The 22,905-nt window shown below is 32.4% G+C and carries 23 protein-coding genes and 2 tRNA genes; 11 read left to right on the top strand and 14 right to left on the bottom strand.

Features of this window, described 5'->3' with window-relative positions:
• Positions 1-2: 2 nt before the first annotated feature.
• The gene (gene rdgB / locus SOI86_RS08080) at positions 3-578 is read right to left on the bottom strand and encodes an RdgB/HAM1 family non-canonical purine NTP pyrophosphatase (protein ID WP_320681314.1); all 576 of its coding nucleotides are present in this window, start codon (positions 576-578) and stop codon (positions 3-5) included.
• Between the two features lie 2 nt (positions 579-580).
• Positions 581-2,035 (bottom strand): phosphoglucomutase/phosphomannomutase family protein, encoded by a 1,455-nt coding sequence (locus SOI86_RS08075; RefSeq protein WP_320681313.1) that lies wholly within the window; start codon positions 2,033-2,035, stop codon positions 581-583.
• A gap of 80 nt (positions 2,036-2,115) precedes the next feature.
• On the opposite strand from SOI86_RS08075, the gene SOI86_RS08070 reads away from it, so the two are divergent.
• Entirely contained in the window at positions 2,116-3,534 is a 1,419-nt protein-coding gene (locus tag SOI86_RS08070; RefSeq protein WP_320681312.1) for a TM0106 family RecB-like putative nuclease, read from the top strand.
• On the opposite strand, the gene SOI86_RS08065 is transcribed toward SOI86_RS08070, so the two are convergent.
• Positions 3,520-4,356 (bottom strand): tRNA-modifying protein YgfZ, encoded by an 837-nt coding sequence (locus SOI86_RS08065; protein WP_320681311.1) that lies wholly within the window; start codon positions 4,354-4,356, stop codon positions 3,520-3,522. The two genes, SOI86_RS08070 and SOI86_RS08065, sit on opposite strands and share 15 nt — an antisense overlap.
• Before the next feature lie 10 nt (positions 4,357-4,366).
• The gene (pyrE, locus tag SOI86_RS08060) at positions 4,367-4,927 is read right to left on the bottom strand and encodes an orotate phosphoribosyltransferase (RefSeq protein ID WP_320681310.1); all 561 of its coding nucleotides are present in this window, start codon (positions 4,925-4,927) and stop codon (positions 4,367-4,369) included.
• Positions 4,928-5,067: 140 nt separating this feature from the next.
• Here pyrE and SOI86_RS08055 point away from each other — a divergent pair.
• The 3 genes from SOI86_RS08055 to SOI86_RS08045 all read left to right on the top strand — a co-directional run bounded on the left by SOI86_RS08055 (position 5,068) and on the right by SOI86_RS08045 (position 7,482).
• Positions 5,068-5,140 (top strand) — tRNA-Ile (locus tag SOI86_RS08055).
• A gap of 18 nt (positions 5,141-5,158) precedes the next feature.
• Positions 5,159-6,427 (top strand): hemolysin family protein, encoded by a 1,269-nt coding sequence (locus SOI86_RS08050; protein ID WP_320681309.1) that lies wholly within the window; start codon positions 5,159-5,161, stop codon positions 6,425-6,427.
• A 50-nt stretch (positions 6,428-6,477) separates the two neighbouring features.
• Positions 6,478-7,482 carry a Gfo/Idh/MocA family oxidoreductase gene (locus tag SOI86_RS08045; protein ID WP_320681308.1) on the top strand — a complete coding sequence of 335 codons (1,005 nt, stop codon included), beginning with the start codon at positions 6,478-6,480 and terminating at the stop codon, positions 7,480-7,482.
• 26 nt (positions 7,483-7,508) lie between these two features.
• Here SOI86_RS08045 and SOI86_RS08040 read toward each other — a convergent pair whose 3' ends face one another.
• Both SOI86_RS08040 and tgt read right to left on the bottom strand, forming a co-directional pair.
• The gene (locus SOI86_RS08040) at positions 7,509-7,649 is read right to left on the bottom strand and encodes a photosystem II reaction center protein K (RefSeq protein WP_011375837.1); all 141 of its coding nucleotides are present in this window, start codon (positions 7,647-7,649) and stop codon (positions 7,509-7,511) included.
• A 34-nt stretch (positions 7,650-7,683) separates the two neighbouring features.
• On the bottom strand, positions 7,684-8,802 hold the full coding sequence (tgt, locus tag SOI86_RS08035; RefSeq protein WP_320681307.1) for a tRNA guanosine(34) transglycosylase Tgt: 1,119 nt from the start codon (positions 8,800-8,802) through the stop codon (positions 7,684-7,686).
• A gap of 98 nt (positions 8,803-8,900) precedes the next feature.
• Between tgt and SOI86_RS08030 the strand changes: the two genes are divergently transcribed.
• On the top strand, positions 8,901-9,641 hold the full coding sequence (locus SOI86_RS08030; RefSeq protein WP_320681306.1) for an adenosylcobinamide-GDP ribazoletransferase: 741 nt from the start codon (positions 8,901-8,903) through the stop codon (positions 9,639-9,641).
• Here SOI86_RS08030 and SOI86_RS08025 read toward each other — a convergent pair.
• Entirely contained in the window at positions 9,619-10,755 is a 1,137-nt protein-coding gene (locus SOI86_RS08025; RefSeq protein ID WP_320681305.1) for a sensor histidine kinase, read from the bottom strand. The two genes, SOI86_RS08030 and SOI86_RS08025, sit on opposite strands and share 23 nt — an antisense overlap.
• Before the next feature lie 247 nt (positions 10,756-11,002).
• On the opposite strand from SOI86_RS08025, the gene SOI86_RS08020 reads away from it, so the two are divergent.
• Positions 11,003-11,371 (top strand): DUF3155 domain-containing protein, encoded by a 369-nt coding sequence (locus SOI86_RS08020; RefSeq protein WP_320681304.1) that lies wholly within the window; start codon positions 11,003-11,005, stop codon positions 11,369-11,371.
• Here the strand turns inward: SOI86_RS08020 and SOI86_RS08015 are convergent.
• Positions 11,368-11,985 (bottom strand): esterase, encoded by a 618-nt coding sequence (locus SOI86_RS08015; RefSeq protein ID WP_320681303.1) that lies wholly within the window; start codon positions 11,983-11,985, stop codon positions 11,368-11,370. The genes SOI86_RS08020 and SOI86_RS08015 overlap by 4 nt on opposite strands.
• 33 nt (positions 11,986-12,018) lie before the next feature.
• Between SOI86_RS08015 and purH the strand changes: the two genes are divergently transcribed.
• Positions 12,019-13,572, top strand: a complete 1,554-nt coding sequence (gene purH, locus SOI86_RS08010; RefSeq protein ID WP_320681302.1) for a bifunctional phosphoribosylaminoimidazolecarboxamide formyltransferase/IMP cyclohydrolase — start codon at positions 12,019-12,021, stop codon at positions 13,570-13,572.
• Position 13,573: 1 nt separating this feature from the next.
• Here purH and SOI86_RS08005 read toward each other — a convergent pair whose 3' ends face one another.
• The 4 genes from SOI86_RS08005 to sfsA form a co-directional block, all read right to left on the bottom strand.
• The gene (locus SOI86_RS08005; RefSeq protein WP_320681301.1) at positions 13,574-14,134 is read right to left on the bottom strand and encodes a DoxX family protein; all 561 of its coding nucleotides are present in this window, start codon (positions 14,132-14,134) and stop codon (positions 13,574-13,576) included.
• A gap of 104 nt (positions 14,135-14,238) precedes the next feature.
• Positions 14,239-15,435 carry a 4-hydroxy-3-methylbut-2-enyl diphosphate reductase gene (locus SOI86_RS08000; protein ID WP_320681300.1) on the bottom strand — a complete coding sequence of 399 codons (1,197 nt, stop codon included), beginning with the start codon at positions 15,433-15,435 and terminating at the stop codon, positions 14,239-14,241.
• Between the two features lie 91 nt (positions 15,436-15,526).
• Entirely contained in the window at positions 15,527-16,987 is a 1,461-nt protein-coding gene (locus tag SOI86_RS07995) for an ammonium transporter (RefSeq protein WP_320681299.1), read from the bottom strand.
• 180 nt (positions 16,988-17,167) lie between these two features.
• A complete protein-coding gene (gene sfsA, locus SOI86_RS07990; protein ID WP_320681298.1) occupies positions 17,168-17,908 on the bottom strand; it encodes a DNA/RNA nuclease SfsA in 741 nt (246 codons plus the stop codon).
• Between the two features lie 69 nt (positions 17,909-17,977).
• On the opposite strand from sfsA, the gene murJ reads away from it, so the two are divergent.
• The gene (gene murJ / locus SOI86_RS07985; protein WP_320681297.1) at positions 17,978-19,561 is read left to right on the top strand and encodes a murein biosynthesis integral membrane protein MurJ; all 1,584 of its coding nucleotides are present in this window, start codon (positions 17,978-17,980) and stop codon (positions 19,559-19,561) included.
• Here the strand turns inward: murJ and SOI86_RS07980 are convergent.
• Both SOI86_RS07980 and SOI86_RS07975 read right to left on the bottom strand, forming a co-directional pair.
• Positions 19,558-19,848 (bottom strand): DUF3181 family protein, encoded by a 291-nt coding sequence (locus SOI86_RS07980; protein ID WP_320681296.1) that lies wholly within the window; start codon positions 19,846-19,848, stop codon positions 19,558-19,560. The genes murJ and SOI86_RS07980 overlap by 4 nt on opposite strands.
• 14 nt (positions 19,849-19,862) lie before the next feature.
• On the bottom strand, positions 19,863-20,114 hold the full coding sequence (locus SOI86_RS07975; protein WP_320682519.1) for a hypothetical protein: 252 nt from the start codon (positions 20,112-20,114) through the stop codon (positions 19,863-19,865).
• A gap of 86 nt (positions 20,115-20,200) precedes the next feature.
• On the opposite strand from SOI86_RS07975, the gene SOI86_RS07970 reads away from it, so the two are divergent.
• The 3 genes from SOI86_RS07970 to SOI86_RS07960 all read left to right on the top strand — a co-directional run bounded on the left by SOI86_RS07970 (position 20,201) and on the right by SOI86_RS07960 (position 22,894).
• Positions 20,201-20,274: transfer RNA gene (locus SOI86_RS07970), tRNA-Arg, on the top strand.
• 77 nt (positions 20,275-20,351) lie between these two features.
• The gene (gene glyA / locus SOI86_RS07965) at positions 20,352-21,623 is read left to right on the top strand and encodes a serine hydroxymethyltransferase (protein WP_320681295.1); all 1,272 of its coding nucleotides are present in this window, start codon (positions 20,352-20,354) and stop codon (positions 21,621-21,623) included.
• Positions 21,620-22,894, top strand: coding sequence for a competence/damage-inducible protein A (locus SOI86_RS07960; protein ID WP_320681294.1), 1,275 nt, complete (start codon positions 21,620-21,622; stop codon positions 22,892-22,894). The genes glyA and SOI86_RS07960 overlap by 4 nt, the downstream gene beginning before the upstream one ends.
• The last annotated feature ends 11 nt before the right edge of the window (positions 22,895-22,905 follow it).

The raw sequence follows: 22,905 nt of genomic DNA, 5'->3' as shown, positions 1-22,905 counted from the left end.
ATTTAAGAAAAAATTTCAATTAAATCTGGAATAATTTTTTTTAATGCTTTACCTCTATGACTACAAGAGTCTTTAATATCATTATTCATTTCTGCGAAAGTTAATCTGGTAGAACTCTCCTCAAAAATTGGGTCATACCCAAAACCACTTTTTCCTCTGGGGTTTAAAATTATATTGCCATGACATTTGGCCTCAGATTCAATAATCACTTCACCATTTGGGGAACAAACACAAATATTAGCAATAAAGAAAGCACTTCTATTTTGAACTCCATCAAGTTCTCTTAAAACTCGTTGAATTCTCTTCTGATCATTTTCTGCATATCTAGATGAGTAAATGCCAGGCTTACCACCTAGTGCTTCAATACAAATTCCTGAATCATCTGCTATTGAAAAATTATTTGTTTTTCTCGAAACTTCACTCGCTTTTTTAATTGCATTATCTCTAAATGTCAGTCCATCCTCTTCAACTTCTAATGATTCTGGCTGGAGTAACAATTTACAATTAACTCCAGCAAGCAATTTCTTATATTCTTCAATTTTACCTTTATTCTTACTCGCTAAAAATAAATTTTTCATCCTTATTTTCCTGCCAAATTTATAAATTCTTGACCCCACTCTAATACCTCAATTAGGTAAGATTCTTTTGGTGCTTCACAATATAACCTTAAAAGAGGTTCCGTTCCTGAAAACCTAAAAAGAAGCCAAAAATTTTTATCAATTCTCAACTTTATTCCATCGATCTTTGAGATACTTTTTAACTTGTGATTATTAATATTCTCAGGAATATTATCTATAATAAATTCTTTTACGTTATTTTTTTCTGACTGATTTGGAAATTTAATATCAATTCTTTTATAAAAACTTGGCCCAAAATCTTCTTGAATTTCATCTAAGGTTTCATATAAATATTGGGATTTTTCAGCAATTCCATTTAATAAAACCATCGCTGCATATAGAGCATCTCTTTCAGGCATAAAGTCACCAAAACCAACTCCCCCAGATTCCTCTCCTCCAATAAATATTTTTTCTTTAATCATTTTTTCAGCAATAAATTTAAAGCCAACTGGAAGTTCAAAAACATCTCTATTTTGACTCTCTGATATATTTTTAATAATATCTGAACCACTAACAGTCTTTAAAACTGAATAAGAATTATTTTTAATTTCGCCCAAATAGCTAATAAAGTATGGGAGTAAATCTTGAGTACTAGAGTATCTTCCTTTTTCATCAATTGCCGCAATTCTATCACCATCGCCATCAAATATAATTCCTAAAGTTTTCACTTCATTTGTTGAATTTTTCATTAGTGTTTTTTTTAGATCATCTGCATAATTCAAAAGAGGTTCAGGAGGTTTTCCTCCAAAAAAAGGATCAGCATCTTTTCTGATTTCTGAAATAACTTCTAAATCATTAGAAGCAAAAATCTCAGCCATACAATTTGCAGCTGAACCATGCATAGAATCTACAAAAATTCTCAATTTCATTTTTTTTAATCTTTTGGAAATATAGTCAATATCAAAAAGGGATTTAATTCTATCTAAATGAAATTTCTTAATATCTACCAATTGATTAATACCATCTATTTTTTCAATTGAATTTCCAAGCATTAATCTTTTTTCAACTTCACTCGTAAAAGATTCGTCAACAGAACATCCATTAAAGCTCTTTATTTTCAGACCTAGCCAATTATATGGATTATGACTTGCTGTAATTACTAACGCTCCAAGACAACCGACTTCTTTGGCATAGAAACTACAAGAGGGTGTTGTAACAAAGCTATCAGATAAGATCGGTTCGAAACCACATCCTCTTACAAAAGGCACTATTTGCTTGGCAAATTCACAAGCCATAAATCTACGATCATATCCAATAATAATTTTCTTTGAATTAACTTCTTTATAGTATTGATAATGCAACTCCTGACATGCAGCGACAACAACTCTTGAAAGATTGGACAGGTTAAAGTCAAAACCAATAATTCCTCTCCAACCATCAGTTCCAAATTTTATCTTATCGAATTTATCAGCTGTCAAATTTCAAATTTCCTTGATTTCTTTTAATTATCTATACTAATTTATATGAGTAAATTTTAAAACCGGCCTTAAAAAATAAATTGAATTCTCTTCATTTAAAAAGTTTTACAAGATGCAAAAGAAAAGCATGGCTCGATTTTAAGGGTAAAAAATCTTATGAAGTTTGGTCTCCCCATAAAGCTATAGATAAAATTAAACAGTTTCAAATTTTCTCTGAATTTTGTAATGGTGAAATATATACAGGATTAAAAGCCTGTGAAAATGGTTATCAGGGGGTAATTGGATTAAAAATCAATGGAAATCTTTTCCAAAATATAAACGCGGAGATACTTCCACAATTACTTTTAAAGACTAAAGGTAAAAGCAAATGGGGACAATATAAATATTTACCCGCTGTTTATAAGTTAGGCCACAAAACAACTAAAGAACATTTATTCGACTTAGCTTTTTGTTCTATGCTTTTGGAATCTTTTCAAGAATCTAAAATTGAGAAAGGATTAGTAATTTCAAATTTTTATAAAAAAGTTAAAGTTGAAGAAATTTATTTAAATAAAAAATTAAGAAAAAAAGTTTTAAATGTTTTATTAAATTTGAATGAATGCTTGGAGGGATCCATACCAGCAATAACTCAAGATAGAAAAAAATGTACTATTTGTTCCTGGCAAAAATTTTGTGACAAAGAAGCAAAAGAAAATGGATATCTAACAGATATAGATGGAATAGGCTCCAAAACGGCCTCGTTACTCAAAGCAAATGGAATAACTAATACCCAAACATTAGCTTCGTACAGCGAAAAACAACTTGGAGAGAAATTATCTAAATTCAAAGATCAGAAGTATGAAAAAGCATCCATATTTGTAAAGCAAGCACAAGCATATATCTCTGGAGAACCATATTTCATTTCTAAGAAAAATAATATGGAAGATCTATTAGAAAAAATATGTTCGGGATTTTATATATTTGATATTGAGTCAAATCCAGATGAAAAGCATGATTTTTTATATGGATTTTTAAAAGTAAAAGATTTGTCTATAAAAAAAGAAGATCTTATTTATGAACCAATCTTAAATCTTAAAAACAATAAAGGAGAATCTTACAGGCAAATTATTGAAATACTCTTTTTACACAAGGAATGGCCAGTTTTGCATTACGGAGAAACTGAAAAGATATCAATAATTCATATTGCTAAAGAACTAAATTTTAGTTTTGAAGAAATTGATTCACTTTCCTCCAGATTTATTGACTTACATACCTTAATAAGAAAGTCTTGGATATTACCACTAAAAAACTATGGCTTAAAAAATGTTTCTAATTGGCTTGGATTTGAATGGGCGCAGAAAAATGTAAGTGGCTCTAAAGCACTTTATTGGTGGATTCAATATCAAATTACAGAAAACCAAATATTTTTAAAGAAAATTATCCAATATAACAAAGATGATTGTTTTGCAACTCTACAAATTGCAGAATATTTAATCAAAAATCGATTAAAGAAAAATTGATCCTACAGATTTATTTATAATAATTTTTCCAAAAATTTCTGAAAAAAAATAACTTTCTTCCTCTAAATATTTTCTTTTTATCATAGCTAAACCTTGTATTTGACAATCTGATTTAAAAAAACTAGTGATTTTGCCTACAGAAATATCCTTGGCAGAATTTGTATATATATTTTTATCTTCTAATTCTAAATTGAAATTAGATTCAAATGATTTCCAAATTCTTATTTCCTGTTTTAAAGACGAAACATTTTTTATTTTTGACATTGTTTCTTGTCCTAAATAACACCCTTTTTTAAAATCTATAAGATCTTTTAATCCGAGCTCAAGAGGATTATTTTTTCCGTTTATTTCCATTCCTAAAGACGGTATTGCCTGATTAATCTTCCAAAGTTTTAAATCATTGGGATTCAGTAAATTTAGTTTATTTTTGTATATTTCAAATTCTTTATCATTTGTTTTGAAGAAAATAGGCAGGTAAGTTCTCCATGAACTAGATTCATCAATTTCCTGAATTCTATTTACCAAGAAAGGTTCACTTAAATGTACATCATCCGCTGGAAAAATAATTTGATTAAAGTAATCAATTATTTCATGAGTGTTACCAGCTAAGATAATTACTTCTAAGTTTCTTTCTAAAACAATAATTTCAATTAATGCCCTTAGAACTCCATTTGGAGTTAGCCAACAAGTTTTGATAACTTTTTTTTCTGAATTAATAATATTACTCGTTGTTAGTCCATTCAAAAATTTCCTGGAATCTTTTCCAGTAACAGAAAAATAATCAAATTTTTCAAGCCAAAACTTTTTTTTTATATCTTGCATTTTGAGATAATTATAAAAAGTCTTTTATTGTAAAAAGACTTTTTAATTTAACATTTTCATTGCTAAGAGCTTCGCATCCTCCTTCTTGCCTATCAACTATAGACAAAACTTCCTCAACAACATAATTATTTTCTCGTAGTTTATTTATAGCTTTTATTACTGAACCAGCGGTTGTAACCACATCCTCCAAGACAGTTACCAAGGTACCTTCTTCTAATATAGGGCCCTCTATTCCGGCTTTAGTACCGTATTTTTTAATTTCTTTGCGAATTATTAAACCATTTAGGTCTAAGCTTTGCGAAGCTGCTTTAACAATTAATCCACTTACTAAAGGATCTGCGCCTAATGTCAATCCTGCTACAGCTTTTGACCTTGAGTCTTTTAACTCTAAAAATAAATCACTTATTAAGTTTAGGCCTTCGCTATTTAATGATACCGGTTTACAGTTCAAGTAATGACTACTTTTTTTACCTGAAGATAAAGTGAAGTTTCCTCTCTTGTAAGATTTTTCAAGTAACTGTTTTAACAATTTTGCTTTATTTAAATCATACTTTTCAGAAAAATTACCCATTAGTAAAAGTTAAATTTATATTTAAAGATTAGAAGAAAAAAAGAAATCTCACAAAAACTTCCTAATGAGGTGTTTTTTGAAATATTATTTTTATATTGTATATTGAAATTCAATGTAATTAAAATTACATAAATTCCCTTGGGGGTGTAGCAATCTGGTGAATGCACCAAACTCATAATTTGGCTAAGGCGAGTTCGATCCTCGCCACCCCCATTATTCATTTGTCATTGAATGAAAATAACTCTACTTTTATTTCTTTTATTTTTCCCAGCTTTTTTCGCAGCGAGTGAACTCTCTTTTTTATTAATAAGGCCAAGTAAAGTTTTAAGGTTAATAGAAGAAAAAAAGAAAGGAGCATTTTCAATTTTAAAAATTCAAAAACGCTTTAGATCTTCATTAATTGCCTCTCAATTTGGAGTAACAATTTCATTAATTGCAATTGGATGGCTCAGCAATAACCTGGCTAATGATTATTGGAAAAGCAATATTTTGTCAAATAGATTTTATGATCTTCTATTGTTTTTATTTGTTGTTTTAGTTGTTACTCTCGTTTCTGGACTAATTCCTAAAGCACTAGTAATTAATAATCCAGAATCTGCTGCATTAAGGCTTACAACAATATTCGATGCCGTTAGAAAAGCCATGAATCCTATAGTGAAGACAATAGAATTCTTTACTAGCGCCTGTTTAAGCTTGTTCAGTTTAAATAACAAATGGGATTCTTTAAACTCGGGTTTATCCGCAGGAGAATTAGAAACTCTTATAGAAACAGATAATGTAACAGGTTTAAAACCAGATGAGAAAAATATTCTTGAAGGAGTTTTTGCTTTAAAAGATACACAAGTTAAAGAAGTAATGATTCCAAGATCGGAAATGGTAACTTTGCCAAAAAATATAACCTTTTCAGAACTTATGAAACAAGTTGATAAAACTCGCCATGCTCGCTTCTTTGTGATTGGTGAGTCTTTAGATGATGTATTAGGTGTATTAGATTTGCGTTATCTAGCAAAGCCAATTTCAAAAGGTGAAATGGAAGCCAATACATTATTAGAGCCGTTCCTTTTACCAGTGACAAAAATTATAGAAACATGTTCATTAGCAGAAATATTTCCAATAGTAAGAGACTATAATCCTTTCTTATTAGTAGTTGATGAACACGGTGGCACAGAGGGGCTCATAACTGCAGCTGATCTAAATGGCGAAATAGTTGGAGAGGAAATGCTCAACAATAGAATTTATTCAGACATGAGAATGTTAGATAATTTCTCTAAAAAATGGTCAATAGCTGGAAAATCAGAAATTATTGATATTAATAAGAAATTAGGATGTTCCATTCCAGAAGGAGCAGATTATCATACTCTTGCTGGATTTTTGCTAGAAAAATTTCAAATGGTGCCAAAAATTGGGGACGTTTTAGATTTTAATAGCATTAAATTTGAAGTTATTTCTATGTCAGGTCCAAAAATTGATCGTGTTAAAATAATTCTTCCCAAAAGTTAAATGTGGCTCACCATGCAGGATAATGATAATAAATACATGGATTTGAAATGATGCGACCAACCTCATCACCCGTTAAGGTTGGAGTCATAGGTATAGGAAATATGGGCTGGCATCATGCTCGAGTACTAAGTTTACTCAAAGATGCGAATCTCATTGGAGTAGCTGATCCAAATGAAGAGAGAGGTAGATTAGCTATTGAACAATTTCAATGTGAATGGTTCAAAAATTATAAGGATTTAATACCAAAAGTTGATGCTATTTGTATCGCTGTCCCGACGCTACTTCATCATAAGGTAGGACTAGATTGTCTAAATGGAGGTACTAACGTTCTCATTGAAAAACCAATTGCAGCTAATGAGTTGGAGGCAAAAGCCTTAATAGAAGCCGCTAATGACAGTAAATGTCTATTACAAGTTGGGCATATTGAAAGATTTAATCCTGCTTTTAGAGAATTAAATAAAATAGTAAATAATGAAGAGATTGTTGTTTTGGAAGCAAGGAGGCATAGTCCTCATGCAGACAGAGCCAATGATGTATCTGTAGTAATGGATTTAATGATTCATGACATTGATCTTATTTTAGAGCTTGTAAACTCAAAAATACAAAAATTAGCAGCTGTTGGAGGAAGAAATAGCGAAGGATTAATAGATTATGTTAATGCTACTTTAGTTTTTAAAAATAATGTTATTGCAAGCTTAACTGCCAGCAAAATGAGTCATAAAAAAATCAGAAATTTAAGTGCTCACTGCCAAAATGGCCTAGTAGAAACTGATTTCTTAAATCACTCTTTACAAATCCATCGAAAGTCTCATGAATCATACACAGCAGAGCATGGAGAATTAGTTTATAGAAATGATGGATATGTCGAAGAAGTTAGTACAACCTCCATTGAACCTCTTTATGCAGAACTAGAGCATTTTCTTAAATGCGTTCAGGGCAAAGAAACTCCCGAGGTAGATGGTGAGCAAGCCTCGAGAGCATTAAAAATTGCCGATTTTATAGAAAGTGCTGTAGATAATTCTGGAGATGCGATTTTACTTGAGAATCCAGTCTAATACTACCAATCTAAACTAAAAAAATTTTATTTAAATCCAACTGCAGCTTGCCAAACAAATACCAATAAAAAGAAAAACAGAGGAATAAGTGGAAGAACATCTACAGTTGGAGCAAAGGCCTTGTAAGCCTCGGGCAATTCAGCGAATGTATTAAATAGAATGAGCACCTTTTTTAATAATTTAATTAATTATGATAAGACGTTACCACGTATGGTGAGCAATAGAGGATGTTTTCCAAGGAGCGAAATCATTTGTAAAACAATTATCTCTAATTGCAGTAGAAATTGCATTGGTAAATCTTATTAAGTGAGCAATATTGTGCAAACTTATGAGGGTTAGGCCTAATATTTCGTCATTTCTAATTAGATGATGCAAATATGCTCGAGAATAGGATTTACAGGTCTCGCATTTACAAGTTTTGTCAATCGGAGAAAAGTCATTTTTAAATCGAGCATTTCGCAAATTCAATCTTTCATCATTAAAAAATGCAGTCCCATGTCTTCCTAGTCTTGTAGGCAAAACACAGTCAAATATATCGAATCCATTAGCAACAGCTAAAGAAATTTCTCTTAAAGAGCCAATTCCCATTAAATATCTTGGTTTATTGATTGGTAAGAATTTCGGGACGTAATTAATTACACTATGTATTTCTTCGACTGCCTCGCCAACACTTACCCCTCCCACTGCTATTCCAGGCAGATCAAAAGAACTTGTATATTTTGCGCTATATTCTCTCAATCTCGGATACTTACCACCTTGAACTATGCCGAATAATGCTTGATTGGATTTCTGATGAGTCTCAACACATTTTTGCAACCATGAATGAGTTCTTTGTAAAGAGTCCTCAATATCATTTTCGTTAGCTGTATGCGGAGGGCAATGATCAAAAGCCATCGCAACATCCGATCCAAGATCCATTTGAATCTGTATTACTTTTTCAGGTGATAAAAATACACGACTACCATCTCTTGGATTTTTAAATTCCACACCTTTATCAGAAATATTATTTAATTTGGCCAAACTAAAAACTTGATATCCTCCTGAATCAGTAAGAATAGGCCTAGGCCAATTCATGAAGTTATGTATTCCACCAGATTCCTTAACTAGTTTTTCTCCAGGTTGTAAATGAAGATGAAAGGTATTTGAGAGAATCATTTCTGACCCTGTAGAGGTTAACTGCTTAGATGATATTCCTTTAACCGTTGCCAAAGTACCCACAGGCATAAATTTTGGTGTGTTTACCTGACCATTTGGTGTATGAAAAATACCAGTTCTTGCACCTGTATTACTGCAATTCGATGTAATTTCAAATTCAAACACGATAATTTATAAAAGTTTTTGATCCTTTTTCATTAATCTACCCTAATATTTAATATTGAATCTATTTTTATCTCATCAAAAAATATTTAATAAAAAATTTGGCAGGATCTTGGATGTTCTATACGACATTTCCAAAGATACCTTTAATTAATCCCGAATTTAAAAATATTGCACAATTTGCGCCGCCTTTAGGATTTTTTATTGGGACAATACAGAGTTATATTTTTCTTTTTTTAAGAACAAACTCTTGGTCAATTTATGCATCAACATTAATTTGTTTGGCTTCAGGGTATTTAATTACTGGTGGTCTACACATTGATGGTTTGATGGATACTTTCGATGGTATTTTTGCGGGTAAAAAGAAACGTTTAAAAGCCATGAAAGACAGTAAAGTTGGTTCCTTTGGCGTTCAAGCTTTAGTATTTATAACTTTAATTCAAATTGCTTGCATACTGAAAATTCAAAACCTAATAACTTTTGTTTTACCTATATGCTTATTTTGGGGAAGATTTTCAAATTTATTTCTTATCGAAAAGTTTAAATATATCAGTCATAAGAAAAAATCTATTAGTCACAAAAAGTTTTGGAATGGATTTAAAAAAGAATCTTTGATCTCCATTATTTTTCTTTTAATTTTCATTGCATACCACTTAGTTTCAATTACATCCCAAGCAATATTAATTAAATTTTTAATTCTTATTTTGATTGGTATTTTTCTAAGCTATTGTATCCCAAACATACTGGGTAATAAAATTGGAGGCTTCAATGGAGATGCCTGCGGTGCAAGTATTATACTAGTTGAAACTACAATGTTGTTTATGCACGCAATTCTTTTATAGGTAGTTCTAAATAGAAAATATTTTTCTTCTTAAGATTTTTTAATATCTCAGTATTATCAATCGAGTTATTTTCCAGCAATCTCAAATCTCCTCCAATTTGTTTTGCTAATTTCCTCCCCAAAAAAAGTCCCACACCAGTGCCGTCCTTTTTCTTAGCGGCAGATCCTCTAAAACCTTTTTCAAAAATTTTCTCGTTTTCATTTTTGGTTATTTTTTTACCATCATCAAATATACAAAGTCCATGACTCGTAATTGCGAGTCCAATTTCAGCATCTTTTTGGGCATATTTAAACGCATTTTCTAATAAATTGGCCACAATTTCGGCAATTACAGCATATTTGGCCTTTAATGGCGATATAGTCCAATCTGGCCAAAGAGAAGGTTCAGTCCAATTTCTATTCTCTAAGTACGCATTAGCTTTACCCCTTTCTAATATTGGCCTCAATAAACTCTGAACAGTTATTAACTTTTTATTATCTAAATTTGGCGGTAATAATAATCTTTCCTCTCCAATTTCTAGAGGCAGTTGAATAGGTGAATTTAATTGCGCAAAAGAATCCATATATTGATTAATTTGTTTTTGCTCTATTATCATGCGTTCAACTATTTCAATAGAGTCATCATCTGAGCCAAGTCTTTTTATTAGTAATTGTGCATATGTCCTAATAGCAGCCAATGGATTCCTTAATTGATGGATAATGACATTCACCTGATTTTTTAAATAATTGATTTCTTCATTTTTATTTTGACGTTCTAATTCGATAGAGACGCATTTAGCTAGAGATATTGAAAGCGCTTTTAATCTAGAATCAAGAGATACTGGCCAATTCCCCTCTTTCAAATCAGTTTCTACCCTTAGGACACCAAGTAGAATATCGTTGTCTTGAAGAGGATACCATCTTCTATTAGGCGATGAAACTTTTAGTGAAGGATCATCTTCTATTGATGTCAGTAGCCTATCAATTTGTGGCCATTGCCCAATCATTTCGAAAGTTGCTTTATTTCCTCGTTTAGCTGAAGCAAGATACATAACTAAATGTGTCACTCCCATCGAGCAACCAAAACTCTCTAGCTGTTTTAAAATTAATTCTTCAAATTTTTTTGAAAGATTCATGATTAATGAAATTTTTAGTAATTTTTAGAGAAAAACTTGAAAAAGGCTTGTAAAATATGAAAAAAGTATTAAGATATAAGAAGGTCTGACTTTTGCCAGCCTTAAATATGAATATTGATCATATTTTAAGCTACATAAGAGGTTGATGGGTCCTCTATGTAATTGAAGTGAATTTAAAATCACAAATATTAGATTAGTAAAAATAAATTAAGACTAATCTCATTAATAATTTCAGGAGTACCAATCAATGTCAAAAAAAAGAAAAAGAATCAGCAGAAGAAGATTGGCTGGTCAAAGAGTTATGGCCCATGTACCTATCTATCATATCGAAACCGGCAAACATAAACCAGTTACTGCTGCAAGAAGATTCATAGCTGAAAATGCTTTGTCTTCACCGTCTGTTTTCAACGTACGAAGAAATGAACATACCACCGATAGGTTTTTCTGGGGTGAAAAAGGGTTGTTTAGCGCCCAATATGCCGAAGAGAATCATTTCTTATTCCCTTCACTAAAAGTCGTAGTTGAAGGAATTGGTGAAGAGAAAATATTTGAAGGTCTAGAACTTACAGCGGATGATTGGGAAGAGATTGAGGAATACGAATACGCTTTCGTTTAAAAAATATCACTTATCTTTGAACTTATAAAATCAACTAAATTTGAATCAATTTGATGAAATCCATCAAATTCTACTAATTCACAAAATTTAGAAGATTTACTTTTTACCATTTCATAAATAATCCTAGAGGCCTCTATTGGCACCACGTCGTCATATATTCCATGACTAGCCAAGAATGGCGGGCAATTTTCTCTTGGAACCCAAGTTGGGTGAGGGTACCCACTACAAGCAACAATTAATCCTAAATTTAATTTAAATCCTGCATCAATTGCCATAGCTGCACCTTGAGAGAAACCCAACAGAATTGTATTTCTGAGTGAAATCTGATCATTATCAAATTTCTTTAATGTACCTAAAAGTTTATTAACTTCAACCTCAGCTCCATTCCAATCATGTGGATACAATCGATACCACTGTCTTCCATAACCACTTGGATGAAATCCACTAGCGCTCAAAGAAATTACCTCAAAATCAAGATTTATTTTTTCTTTAATCTCCTTGCCAAGTGTCAAAAGATCATGTGAATCGGCTCCCCAACCATGTAACAAAATAATTCTATGAGTTGCAGTTTGAGAGCTAATCGAGACAAATTCATGATCGATATAGTATTTCATGTTTATATTCTTAAGTAAGTAAACTTTCCCATAATGTCACCATTAGCCTTAGTAAGTGTCTCTGATAAAAAAAATATAATCCCATTTTGTAAAGAATTGGTAGAAAAATTTAATTATAAAATTCTATCAAGTGGAGGAACTGCCAAACATCTAATAGAGGCAAAAATTCCAGTTATTAAAGTTGCAGATTTTACTAATTCTCCAGAAATTCTTGGAGGAAGAGTTAAAACTTTACATCCAAAAATCCACGGAGGAATATTAGCTAAAAGAACTGATGAGGAACATAAAAAAGATATAGAAGCTAACGATCTTGAACTAATTGACTTGGTAGTTGTCAATTTATATCCTTTTAAGAAAACTATTGAAAAAGGATCTAAATGGGAAGATGCTATTGAAAATATCGATATTGGAGGGCCATCAATGATTCGTTCTGCAGCTAAAAATCATAAGGATGTCTCCGTCCTAGTAGATCCTAGTCAATATCAAGATTTTCTTGAAAAAAATAAAAAAGGGGATTTAAATGAAGCGTATAAAGCAAAATTAGCCTTAGAAGCTTTTCAACATACAGCTGACTATGACGCTGCAATATCTAATTGGATAAGTAAAGAGAGAGGTTTACAATCCTCGCAATATCTTGAATCTTATCCTCTAATCAAAACCTTAAGATATGGAGAAAATCCGCATCAAAAGGCTTTTTGGTATGGTTTAAATAATCTTGGATGGAACTCGGCAGAACAATTACAAGGTAAAGAGTTAAGTTATAATAATCTATTAGATCTTGAATCAGCACTTTCAACAGTTTTAGAATTTGGCTATGAAGAAGAAGATGATTTCACAATAAACAAGTTTGCTTCTGTCATCCTCAAACACAATAATCCTTGTGGAGCCTCTATAAGTCATTCAGCTTCTCAAGCATTCTTGAATGCTTTGGAATGCGATTCAGTTAGTGCCTTTGGAGGAATAGTTGCTTTTAATTCAAACGTTGATAGTGAAGCCGCAATGAACCTCAAAGATATTTTCTTAGAGTGTGTCGTCGCTCCATCTTTTGATAAAGAAGCTTTAGAAATTCTGAAAATAAAAAAGAATTTAAGACTGTTAAAGTTATCAAAAGATAAACTTCCGAAAAAGCACCAAACTTCTACTAAATCAATAATGGGAGGATTACTAGTTCAAGACACTGATGATCATAAAGATAAACCTGAAAGTTGGGTTGCAGTAACTAAAAAGAATCCGAGTAACTTAATGAACTTAGATCTAAATTTTGCTTGGAAAATTTGTAAACACGTAAAATCAAATGCAATTGTTATTGCAAAAGACCAAAAAACTATTGGGATTGGAGCTGGACAAATGAATAGAGTTGGGGCTGCAAAAATTGCATTAAAAGCAGCTGAAGGATTATGTTCTGGGGCTATTTTGGCAAGCGATGGTTTTTTTCCATTTGCAGATACTGTACAACTTGCTAACGAGTATGGAATAAAAGCTATTATTCAACCTGGAGGAAGTTTGAGAGACAAAGAAAGTATTGATATGTGTAATTCGAAGGGTATCTCAATGGTATTCACCCAAAAAAGGCATTTTTTGCATTAAGTTATGTTGATTTTGGATAATATGTAATTTTATTAGTCTTTCTGAATAAAGATAGCCTACCAGGACCTGCGCATAGAAAGTAAAGGGAAATAGCACCATAGATAAAAGACAATTCGAAGGCATAGTTATGACCTTCAACAACTGCAAGAGGGAAACCTTCTAGTCCAGTATCTAGGAGATGAAAATAGACAGCAAATGCCATTGTGGAAAATAGCCCAAGAGAAGAAAGCCTTGCAAAAATCCCTATAGCTAATCCTACTGGGCAAACTAGTTGAGTTATAGCTGCTCCAAAAGTCCAAATAACAGGATCCCCTGGCAAAAATGGGAAGTACTTACCAACTACAAACTCAGCAAAACCCTCTGGATCCTGAAGTTTTTCTAGGCCATGATGAATCATCAAAGCACAAAACCCGATTCGCAAAACAAAAATTGATAGTTCCCCAAGGATATTAACTTCTAAACCTGAAGATGAATTAGCAACTACAACTTCAACTTTCTGGGGAGCTTTAGTTCTATTCATACTGGCTGTTTGAATCTGGTTAGTTTGTGTTTTGTCTTCCATACTTCATAAAGTTTTTTTTATTCTAATTAATAAAGTATATCTTTAGGAAATATCTGAATAATAAATTAAAAAAACTAAGCAAAATTTGAAATAATATTCCAAATTCAGGAAGTAATATCAATTAACTTTTCAATAACATCCGCAACAACCTTATCTGGAGTAGATGCACCAGAGGTAATTCCAACATTGATATTACCACTAGGCAAAAAATTATTTTTAAGTTCTAAATCTGAACCTAATGGTTTATGTAATATTGAGTTTTCTTCAACTGATATTCTCTCAGGAGTATCTATATGAAAAGATGAAATATTTTTAGTAATTGCTATTTCTTGTAAATGAGTTGTATTTGAAGAATTGAAGCCCCCTATAACAACCAGAATATCAAGGTCTTCATCAACCAAAGAAAACATTGCATCTTGTCTTTCTTCAGTTGCATCACAAATTGTATTAAAAGCTAAAAAGTGACTATTTATATTTTTTGGTCCAAATTTTTTTAACATCGTTCTTTCAAAAACTTTTCCAATCTCCTCAGTCTCGCTTTTAAGCATAGTTGTCTGATTTGCAACTCCGACTCTATCTAAATCTTTATCAGGATCAAATCCATTAGAACAAGCTTTAGCAAATTTATTCATAAACTCATTTCTGTTCCCTCTACCCAGAATATATTCAGATACATAATTTGCTTCTTCTAAATCAAGTACAACTAAATACTTTCCAGCAAATGAGCTAGTAGCAAGAGTCTCTTCATGCTTAAATTTTCCATGAATTAAAGATGTGAAAACATGTTTTTTATGTTTCTCAACAGTATGCCAAACCTTAGAAACCCAAGGACAAGTTGTATCTATAATATGACATCCTTTCTCATGAAGAAGTTTCATTTCTTGAACAGTCGCTCCGAAAGCAGGCAATATAACAACATCCCCATTAGACACTGAAGAGAAGTCTTTAATTCCATTTTTAGCTGAAATGAACTTAACATTCATTTTTCTTAAATGATCATTAACTGAGGGGTTATGAATTATTTCGTTTGTTATCCAAATATTCTCATTAGGGTAATGTCTTCTTGTCTCATAAGCCATTGCTACAGCTCTTTCCACTCCCCAACAAAAACCGAAGGCTTGAGCTAACTTTATATTGAGCCTGCCCTTAGTGAAATTAAAACCATTATCTCTTATGGAAGTTATCAAATCACTTTGGTAAGCTTCTTCTAATGCTTGAGCTCTTTTTGTTGGAGAATCGAAACCCCTTCTGTTGTATCTGCCAGAATGATGCAGAGATCTTCTAAAAGCTTGAGTGTCCATCTCTAGATATTACAACATTTTAAATAATTTTTAGTAAAAAAAAAAGAAACCTGACATAAGTCAGGTTTCTCAAAGTAAATTTTAAATTAGATTATTTAGCAGATGCAAAGTCTGGATATGCTTCCATTCCGTGCTCTCCTATATCTAAGCCTTGAGTCTCTTCCTCTTCAGATACTCGGATTCCTCCAAATAATCCTCCGATAATTGACCAAGCAATCCAGCAGGTAACTAGCGTCCAGATAGCATAAGCTGCGGCACCAAGAGCTTGAACTAGAAGAAGGTTAATACCTCCACCATTGAACAATCCCATACCTGCTCCATCTCCTTGTACAGCTGTACCCCAAAGACCAATAACTACAGTTCCCCATACACCACAAACTCCATGAACAGAGAATGCACCTACAGGATCGTCGATCTCAGCGGCATCAAGTGCTGCTACAGAAAATACAACAATAATTCCACCTACTAGTCCTGCGAACCAGGCTCCAGCAAGAGTCATATCACCACAACCAGCAGTAATACTAACCAAACCAGCAAGGATTCCGTTAATAATCATTGTAAGATCAGGCTTTCCAGAAGTTAATGTGGAAACAACAGTTGCTCCGATAGCCCCAGCTGCCGCTGCCAAAGTAGTTGTTACAGCAACATATGGAACCCATTGGTCCATAGCTAGTTGAGAACCGGGGTTAAATCCATACCAACCTATCCATAGAACTAATGCACCCAAAGTAGCTATAGCCATATTGTGTCCTGGCATAGCCTGTGGTTTGCCATCAGAGTATTTGCCAATTCTTGGTCCAAGAAGCATAGCTCCTACAAGACCTGCCCATGCTCCAACTGAATGAACAATTGAAGATCCAGCAAAGTCAACAAAACCTAGAGAATCAAGCCAACCACCATTCCATTTCCAGCTACCAGCAATTGGATATATAAATGCGGTTAATACAATAGCAAAAACAACAAATTCTCCAAATTTAACTCTTTCAGCAACAAGACCGGATACGATAGTTGCCGCAGTTCCTGCAAATGCAGACTGGAACAAGAAATCAACTGTTGGAACTAATCCAGCATCAGTTACCATATCTGCAGTAACTGTTGGATCAAAAAATAAGCCTCCAAAATAAAGCCATCCGTCAGCAACACTACCTCCGTACATTAATGAATAGCCAATAAACCAATAAGAGGTTACAGCTAAAGCAAATACGAATAGGTTTTTAGCAAGGATGTTTACTGCGTTCTTTGAACGGCACATACCCGCCTCAACCATAGCGAAACCAGCGTTCATAAAGATCACTAGGATAGTAGCGATCAAAAGCCATAAATTGTTAGCAAGAAAAGCTGCATTCAACTCAGGTAAATCAGCTGCATGAGCTGAAAGATTAAAAATACCTAAACCAAACAAAGCTAAAGGAACAGTCGCAAGCCACAACATAGAGCGGTTTGAACTAAATCCTCGAATACTCCTCAAAAGGAGCATAGGTCCATTTACAAGACTTGCATCCTGTAATTTGGGCCTAGAGCGCCTTTGAGGCGTTTGCAAAGCAGTGGTCATAAAAAAAAATTAGATCTGCAAAAAAACAGTTTGTGCTGTTTCCTTTCATATTCAATTTTGCTCAAAAAACTAGTTAGTGTCTAGTAGTCGTTGTTACCAATTTTATAGTTGCATCCGAAAACTAAATTCGTTAAATTAAAAGGCAATTTTTTTTTAAATTTCAAAATATCAAGTTTTTTTTCATTTCAAGGCTTTAATTCCATTCCATGTTACATGATCTTTATGAAATTCAAAGGAACATGGAATGGGTATCATTCCTGCGCTTAAAGATTCTCTGAAAAGATTGCCATATAAGGGATCCGCCTCATCTCCAGGCGCAAAGAAAATAGCGTCTTTTCTAGTAATACAAAGTACTAAAACACTTTTATTTTCTGGAATTAATTCTTTTAATTCTACAAGGTGTTTTTGGCCTCTTTTAGTTACGGTGTCAGGGAATAAGGCTACATTTTCTTTAATCCAAGTCGTATTCTTGACCTCTATATAAATATTACGATTATCAGGATTTGAAGATTTTGGAGTTAAAAGAAAATCAATTCTGCTTTTTTTATCTTTTCCATAAGGAACTTCGGATTTAATTGTATCTATTTCTCCAATTATTTCATTAAGCAAGTTTTTCTCAATAACCCTTTTGATTAATTTATTTGCAAATAGAGTATTAATGCCTACCCAAACCTCTTCATTGTTTGAACCTAAAACACAAACCTGTTCCCATGTAAAAGGTAATTTTCTTTTTGGAGAATGAGAAACACTTATTCTTACTTTTGCCCCATCTATCAAAAGTCCCTTCATTGGACCTGTATTAGCACAATGAGCAGTTACTAACTCTCCAGTCTCTAATTTAATATCCGCAAGAAACCTTTTATACCTCTTAATTAAAACCCCTTCAATTAATGGATCAAATTCAATTATCCGATCATTCATAAAAATGTCATTAGTTAACAATCAAATATAATTGAAACTAAACTTTTTGAAAAATTTAGACAAATCCAAATGCATTCAAATTTAAAAAATCATGTTTTTTCAATTTCGTTTGGTACTAGTCTTAGTAAATTAGCTGGATGTTTAAGACAAATATTTATAGCTGCTGCTTTTGGAGTTGGGGTAACTTACGACGCATTTAATTATGCCTATATAATTCCTGGTTTTTTGCTAATAATCATTGGAGGGATTAATGGTCCCTTACATAACGCAGTCGTAGCAGTTCTAACTCCCCTTAACAAAAAAAATGGAGGGATTGTTTTAACTCAAGTAAGCATAAAACTTTCAATATTATTATGCATTTTAGCCATATTGATTTATTTAAATTCCAGCTTATTAATTGACTTATTAGCGCCCAATTTAAGTTACGAAGCTAAATCTATTGCCACTTACCAATTAAAAATACTTACACCTTGTATCCCTTTATCCGGCTTAATAGGTTTAAGCTTTGGAGCGTTAAATACCCAAAGAAAATTCTTTTTATCAAGTGTAAGTCCAGCAATAATAAGCTTAACTACTATTTTTTTTATTTTATTTAGTTGGATTTTCAACAAAGAAAATAGCTCATATCATTTTTTTTCTTATACGGGACTACTAGCTTTTGCAACTTTGACAGGAACTTTAATTCAGTTTGTTGTTCAAATTGTGGAAATAAATAAAATCGGTCTCCTGAGATTAGGGTCAACCTTCAATTTACTTAAAGATGAAGAGTGGAGAATTTTCAAACTAATTATTCCAGCATCTATCTCATCAGGTCTAAGTCAAATTAATGTTTTTATCGATATGTTTTTCGCTTCAAGTTTTCAAGGAGCAGCATCGGGACTAGCTTACGGAAACTTTCTTATACAAGCCCCATTAGGCATATTATCTAACTCTTTGATTTTGCCATTACTTCCAGAATTCTCTCAATTGAGAAGTGATAAAGAAAATAGAGGTCTCCAAAAAAAATTGATATCTGCGATAGAGTACTGTTTCTTGACAACTATTTTTTTAGCCGGATTTTTCATAACATTCAATAATCAAATCGTACAATTAGTTTTTCAAAGAGGATCTTTTGATTATTCAGCGGCTTTAAAAGTAAAAAATATATTAATTGCTTATGCGGTTGGAATACCTTTTTATCTTTATAGAGATTTATTAGTAAGAACTTACTATTCAATAGAAAAAACAAACTTCCCTTTTAAGTCTTCATTTGTAGGGATAATATTTAATATTTTTTTTGACTGGTTTTTAATTGGTGCCCCAATTAAGGATTTTGGGAATCTTTCACCATATAATTTTGGAGTCATAGGAATAATTTTATCTTCAGTAATAGTAAACTTTATAGTCTGTATTTTGCTTTCTTTAAATTTGCGAAATGAAGATATCCATTTGCCTTACTTAGATTTATTGAGAAAAATTAGCCTTATGTCATTAGCAGCATTTATAGACAGCACACTTTGTTTTACTATTTTGAAAACTACGAATAACTTAAATTCAAATCTCGAAGAATTTTTATTATTAATATTTGGAACTCTAACTTTTTTTGTAATTTATTATTTACTTACAAAATGCTTGAAAGTAAATAAATTTAAAGTTTTAAAAAAAGAGATTTAGTTTTCAAAAAAACTTTCCAAAATCTCCTCTAATTCTATAATTTGTGAGTTAGTGATTAAATTAATCAGTGGAATACTATTAACACCATCCCCTACTTTTACATTTATTGCTTTCAAACTTAATTTTGCAGCCTCCAATGGGCCTTGATCTTTATTACTGATACATTGAATAGCAAGATTTCTAGCTAAGCCAGCGTCTCCAAGATACAAATTCCACTTTTCTATTTTAATAAAAACCTTTTCGGAAATAACATTTTCTAGATCACTTATACGTATCTGATAATCCATAAATTTAAATTGATTTAAGTTGATTGTTTTGAAGTATCTTTAGGTTTTTTTATAATTACGAAAAGTAAATGGGAGGCCAAAAGAACTGACCAGACAATTGCAAAATTATTAAAATAGGCGATTTCATATTTAATTTCTTTTAAAAGCCACGTGCCACTTACAATCGCAGTAAATATCATGCAGTGAATAACAAAATTTACTATTCGAGAAAAATGTTTATAAATAGGATCTTCTAAATCACCATTTCCGTACCACTTTATAGGCATATTAATAATTAGATTGTTAATAATAGACATTTTACCCGAAATCTAGTTGACTAAGAGACCCTGAAACAGAGATATTACATAATTATGCGCCTGTAGCTCAGTGGATTAGAGCACCTGACTACGGATCAGGGTGTCGGGAGTTCGAATCTCTCCAGGCGCGTTTAAAATTCTGAAATATTCTTTTTATATTTTTCTAAAAAATATCGTCTATATTATGGTTATTACTTATCAAATTAAATGAATATCCTTCAAAATCTTAAAGAAAGTGATCCAGTAATATCAAATTTTATCAACTCTGAAAAAAATAGGCAGGAAACTCATCTTGAGTTAATCGCAAGCGAAAATTTCGCATCAATTGCCGTTATGCAGGCTCAAGGTTCCGTCCTTACAAATAAATATGCCGAGGGATTACCTCAAAAAAGATATTACGGGGGATGTGAATTCGTTGATGAAATCGAAGAATTAGCTATTCAGAGGGCGAAAAAATTATTTAATGCAAATTGGGCTAATGTTCAACCCCATAGTGGAGCACAGGCCAATGCCGCTGTTTTCCTAAGTCTACTTAAACCTGGCGACACAATCATGGGGATGAATTTATCTCATGGTGGACACCTCACTCATGGATCTCCAGTAAATATGAGTGGTAAGTGGTTCAATGCAGTTCACTATGGTGTAAATAAAGAAACTAGTGAATTAAATTTTGATGAAATAAGAGAAATAGCACTTGAAACAAAACCAAAATTGATCATATGCGGATATTCTGCTTATCCAAGAACAATCGATTTTGAATCATTTAGAAATATTGCAGATGAAGTTGGTGCTTTCTTAATGGCAGATATTGCACATATTGCCGGTCTTGTAGCAAGTAAACTTCACCCAAATCCAATACCTTATTGTGATGTAGTAACTACAACTACTCATAAAACATTAAGAGGGCCTAGAGGGGGGCTTATCTTATGTAAGGATGCAGAATTTGGAAAGAAACTTGATAAATCTGTTTTCCCTGGAACTCAGGGTGGCCCCCTCGAACATATAATCGCCGCTAAAGCAGTTGCATTTGGAGAAGCCTTGCAGCCAGATTTCGTTAATTATTCCCAACAAGTAATAAAAAATGCAAAAGTTCTAGCATCAACTTTAATAAATAGAGGTATTAATATCGTGAGTGGAGGCACTGATAACCATATTGTTTTACTCGATTTAAGAAGTATCAATATGACTGGTAAAATTGCTGACTTGCTTGTAAGTGAAGTGAATATCACTGCAAATAAAAATACTGTTCCATTTGACCCTGAATCACCTTTTGTAACCAGCGGACTAAGGTTGGGAACCGCTGCTTTAACTACTAGAGGCTTTAATGAGAATGCTTTTGCTGAAGTTGGCGAAATTATTGCTGATAGATTACTTAACCCAGACGATTCACTGATTGAAAGTCAATGTAAAGAAAGAGTATTAACCTTATGTAATCGTTTTCCTCTTTATGAAGGCAAACTTGAAGCATCAATTAAATGATTTCTAACTCCAAGGGAGTTGAAATTCTTTCTATTGGAACAGAGCTACTCTTAGGAAATATTATAAATACAAATGCTCAATGGATTTCTGAACAGTTATCTCAATTAGGCTTAAATCACTTTAGGCAATCAACTGTAGGTGATAATTGTGATCGAATTATAAAAGTAATTCAAGAAATATCGAAAAGAAGTAATCTTCTAATTACAACTGGTGGATTGGGACCCACCCCAGATGACTTAACTACCGAAGCAATAGCGAAATCTTTTAATGTAACTCTTTTTGAAAGACCGCACTTATGGAATGAAATTAAACAAAAAATGTCAACCTCAAACCTCCAAGACGATTCATCTAGCTTAAGGAAACAATGTCTCTTCCCAAAAAATGCTCAAATAATTAATAACCCTAGGGGCACCGCCCCAGGAATGATATGGGAACCAATAAAAGGATTTACGATTCTTACTTTCCCTGGGGTTCCAAGTGAAATGAAAACTATGTGGGAAGAGACCGCGTGTAATTTCATTAAAACCAAATTCTCAGATAATTATTCCTTTTATTCAAATACTCTTAAATTTGCAGGTATTGGAGAATCTAGTGTTGCAGAAAAAATTAATGACCTATTAAATCTTAAAAACCCTACTCTTGCTCCATATGCAAACTTAGGAGAGGTTAAACTAAGAATCACAGCGCGAGCAAAGAATCATCTAGAAGCAAAAAATATAATTAAACCTGTAAAAGAAAAATTAAGAAAAGATTTTTCGAAATTTATTTTTGGAGAGGATAATGATACTCTTCCTAGTGTTTTAATAAAAGAATTAACCGAGAGGAACCAAACTATTGTTTTTGCTGAATCCTGCACCGGAGGCCTTCTCTCTTCATCACTAACATCAATATCAGGCTCATCTCAAGTTTTTAAAGGTAGTATAGTTTCCTACAGTAATGAGCTAAAAAATTCATTATTAAATATTTCTGAAGAGAAGCTTACAAAATATGGAGCTGTTTCTAAAGAAGTTTGCGAGGCCATGGCAATTAATGTGAGGAAAAAATTGGGAGCCGATTGGGCAATAGCGATTAGTGGAATAGCAGGTCCGAAGGGAGGCAGTCGAGATAAGCCTGTTGGACTTGTTTATATTTCTATTTCAGGACCAAATAATCATATTACCAACATTAAAAAAATATTTAACTCAACTCGAAATAGGACAGAAATTCAAACACTAAGTGTAAATGTGTGTTTGAACAGCCTCAGATTAATCCTATTATCAAATAGTGAGTAACTTTTTTACAA

Source organism: Prochlorococcus sp. MIT 1314 (assembly GCF_034093315.1).
Lineage (GTDB): Bacteria > Cyanobacteriota > Cyanobacteriia > PCC-6307 > Cyanobiaceae > Prochlorococcus_A > Prochlorococcus_A marinus_Y.
This window is presented reverse-complemented; position numbering and strand designations above follow the sequence as displayed.

Bases quoted from the DNA above. Each gene is read 5' to 3' on its own strand.
- purH (WP_320681302.1), top strand. From the start codon at position 12,019: ATGTCACCATTAGCCTTAGTAAGTGTCTCTGATAAAAAAAATATAATC.
- SOI86_RS08015 (WP_320681303.1), bottom strand. From the start codon at position 11,985: ATGAAATACTATATCGATCATGAATTTGTCTCGATTAGCTCTCAAACT.
- sfsA (WP_320681298.1), bottom strand. From the start codon at position 17,908: ATGAATGATCGGATAATTGAATTTGATCCATTAATTGAAGGGGTTTTA.
- SOI86_RS07995 (WP_320681299.1), bottom strand. From the start codon at position 16,987: ATGACCACTGCTTTGCAAACGCCTCAAAGGCGCTCTAGGCCCAAATTA.
- SOI86_RS07975 (WP_320682519.1), bottom strand. From the start codon at position 20,114: ATGCCTATAAAGTGGTACGGAAATGGTGATTTAGAAGATCCTATTTAT.
- SOI86_RS08045 (WP_320681308.1), top strand. From the start codon at position 6,478: ATGCGACCAACCTCATCACCCGTTAAGGTTGGAGTCATAGGTATAGGA.
- SOI86_RS08050 (WP_320681309.1), top strand. From the start codon at position 5,159: ATGAAAATAACTCTACTTTTATTTCTTTTATTTTTCCCAGCTTTTTTC.
- SOI86_RS08065 (WP_320681311.1), bottom strand. From the start codon at position 4,356: ATGCAAGATATAAAAAAAAAGTTTTGGCTTGAAAAATTTGATTATTTT.
- SOI86_RS08000 (WP_320681300.1), bottom strand. From the start codon at position 15,435: ATGGACACTCAAGCTTTTAGAAGATCTCTGCATCATTCTGGCAGATAC.
- murJ (WP_320681297.1), top strand. From the start codon at position 17,978: ATGCATTCAAATTTAAAAAATCATGTTTTTTCAATTTCGTTTGGTACT.
- glyA (WP_320681295.1), top strand. From the start codon at position 20,352: ATGAATATCCTTCAAAATCTTAAAGAAAGTGATCCAGTAATATCAAAT.
- SOI86_RS08020 (WP_320681304.1), top strand. From the start codon at position 11,003: ATGTCAAAAAAAAGAAAAAGAATCAGCAGAAGAAGATTGGCTGGTCAA.
- SOI86_RS08025 (WP_320681305.1), bottom strand. From the start codon at position 10,755: ATGAATCTTTCAAAAAAATTTGAAGAATTAATTTTAAAACAGCTAGAG.
- pyrE (WP_320681310.1), bottom strand. From the start codon at position 4,927: ATGGGTAATTTTTCTGAAAAGTATGATTTAAATAAAGCAAAATTGTTA.
- rdgB (WP_320681314.1), bottom strand. From the start codon at position 578: ATGAAAAATTTATTTTTAGCGAGTAAGAATAAAGGTAAAATTGAAGAA.
- SOI86_RS07960 (WP_320681294.1), top strand. From the start codon at position 21,620: ATGATTTCTAACTCCAAGGGAGTTGAAATTCTTTCTATTGGAACAGAG.
- SOI86_RS07980 (WP_320681296.1), bottom strand. From the start codon at position 19,848: ATGGATTATCAGATACGTATAAGTGATCTAGAAAATGTTATTTCCGAA.
- SOI86_RS08005 (WP_320681301.1), bottom strand. From the start codon at position 14,134: ATGGAAGACAAAACACAAACTAACCAGATTCAAACAGCCAGTATGAAT.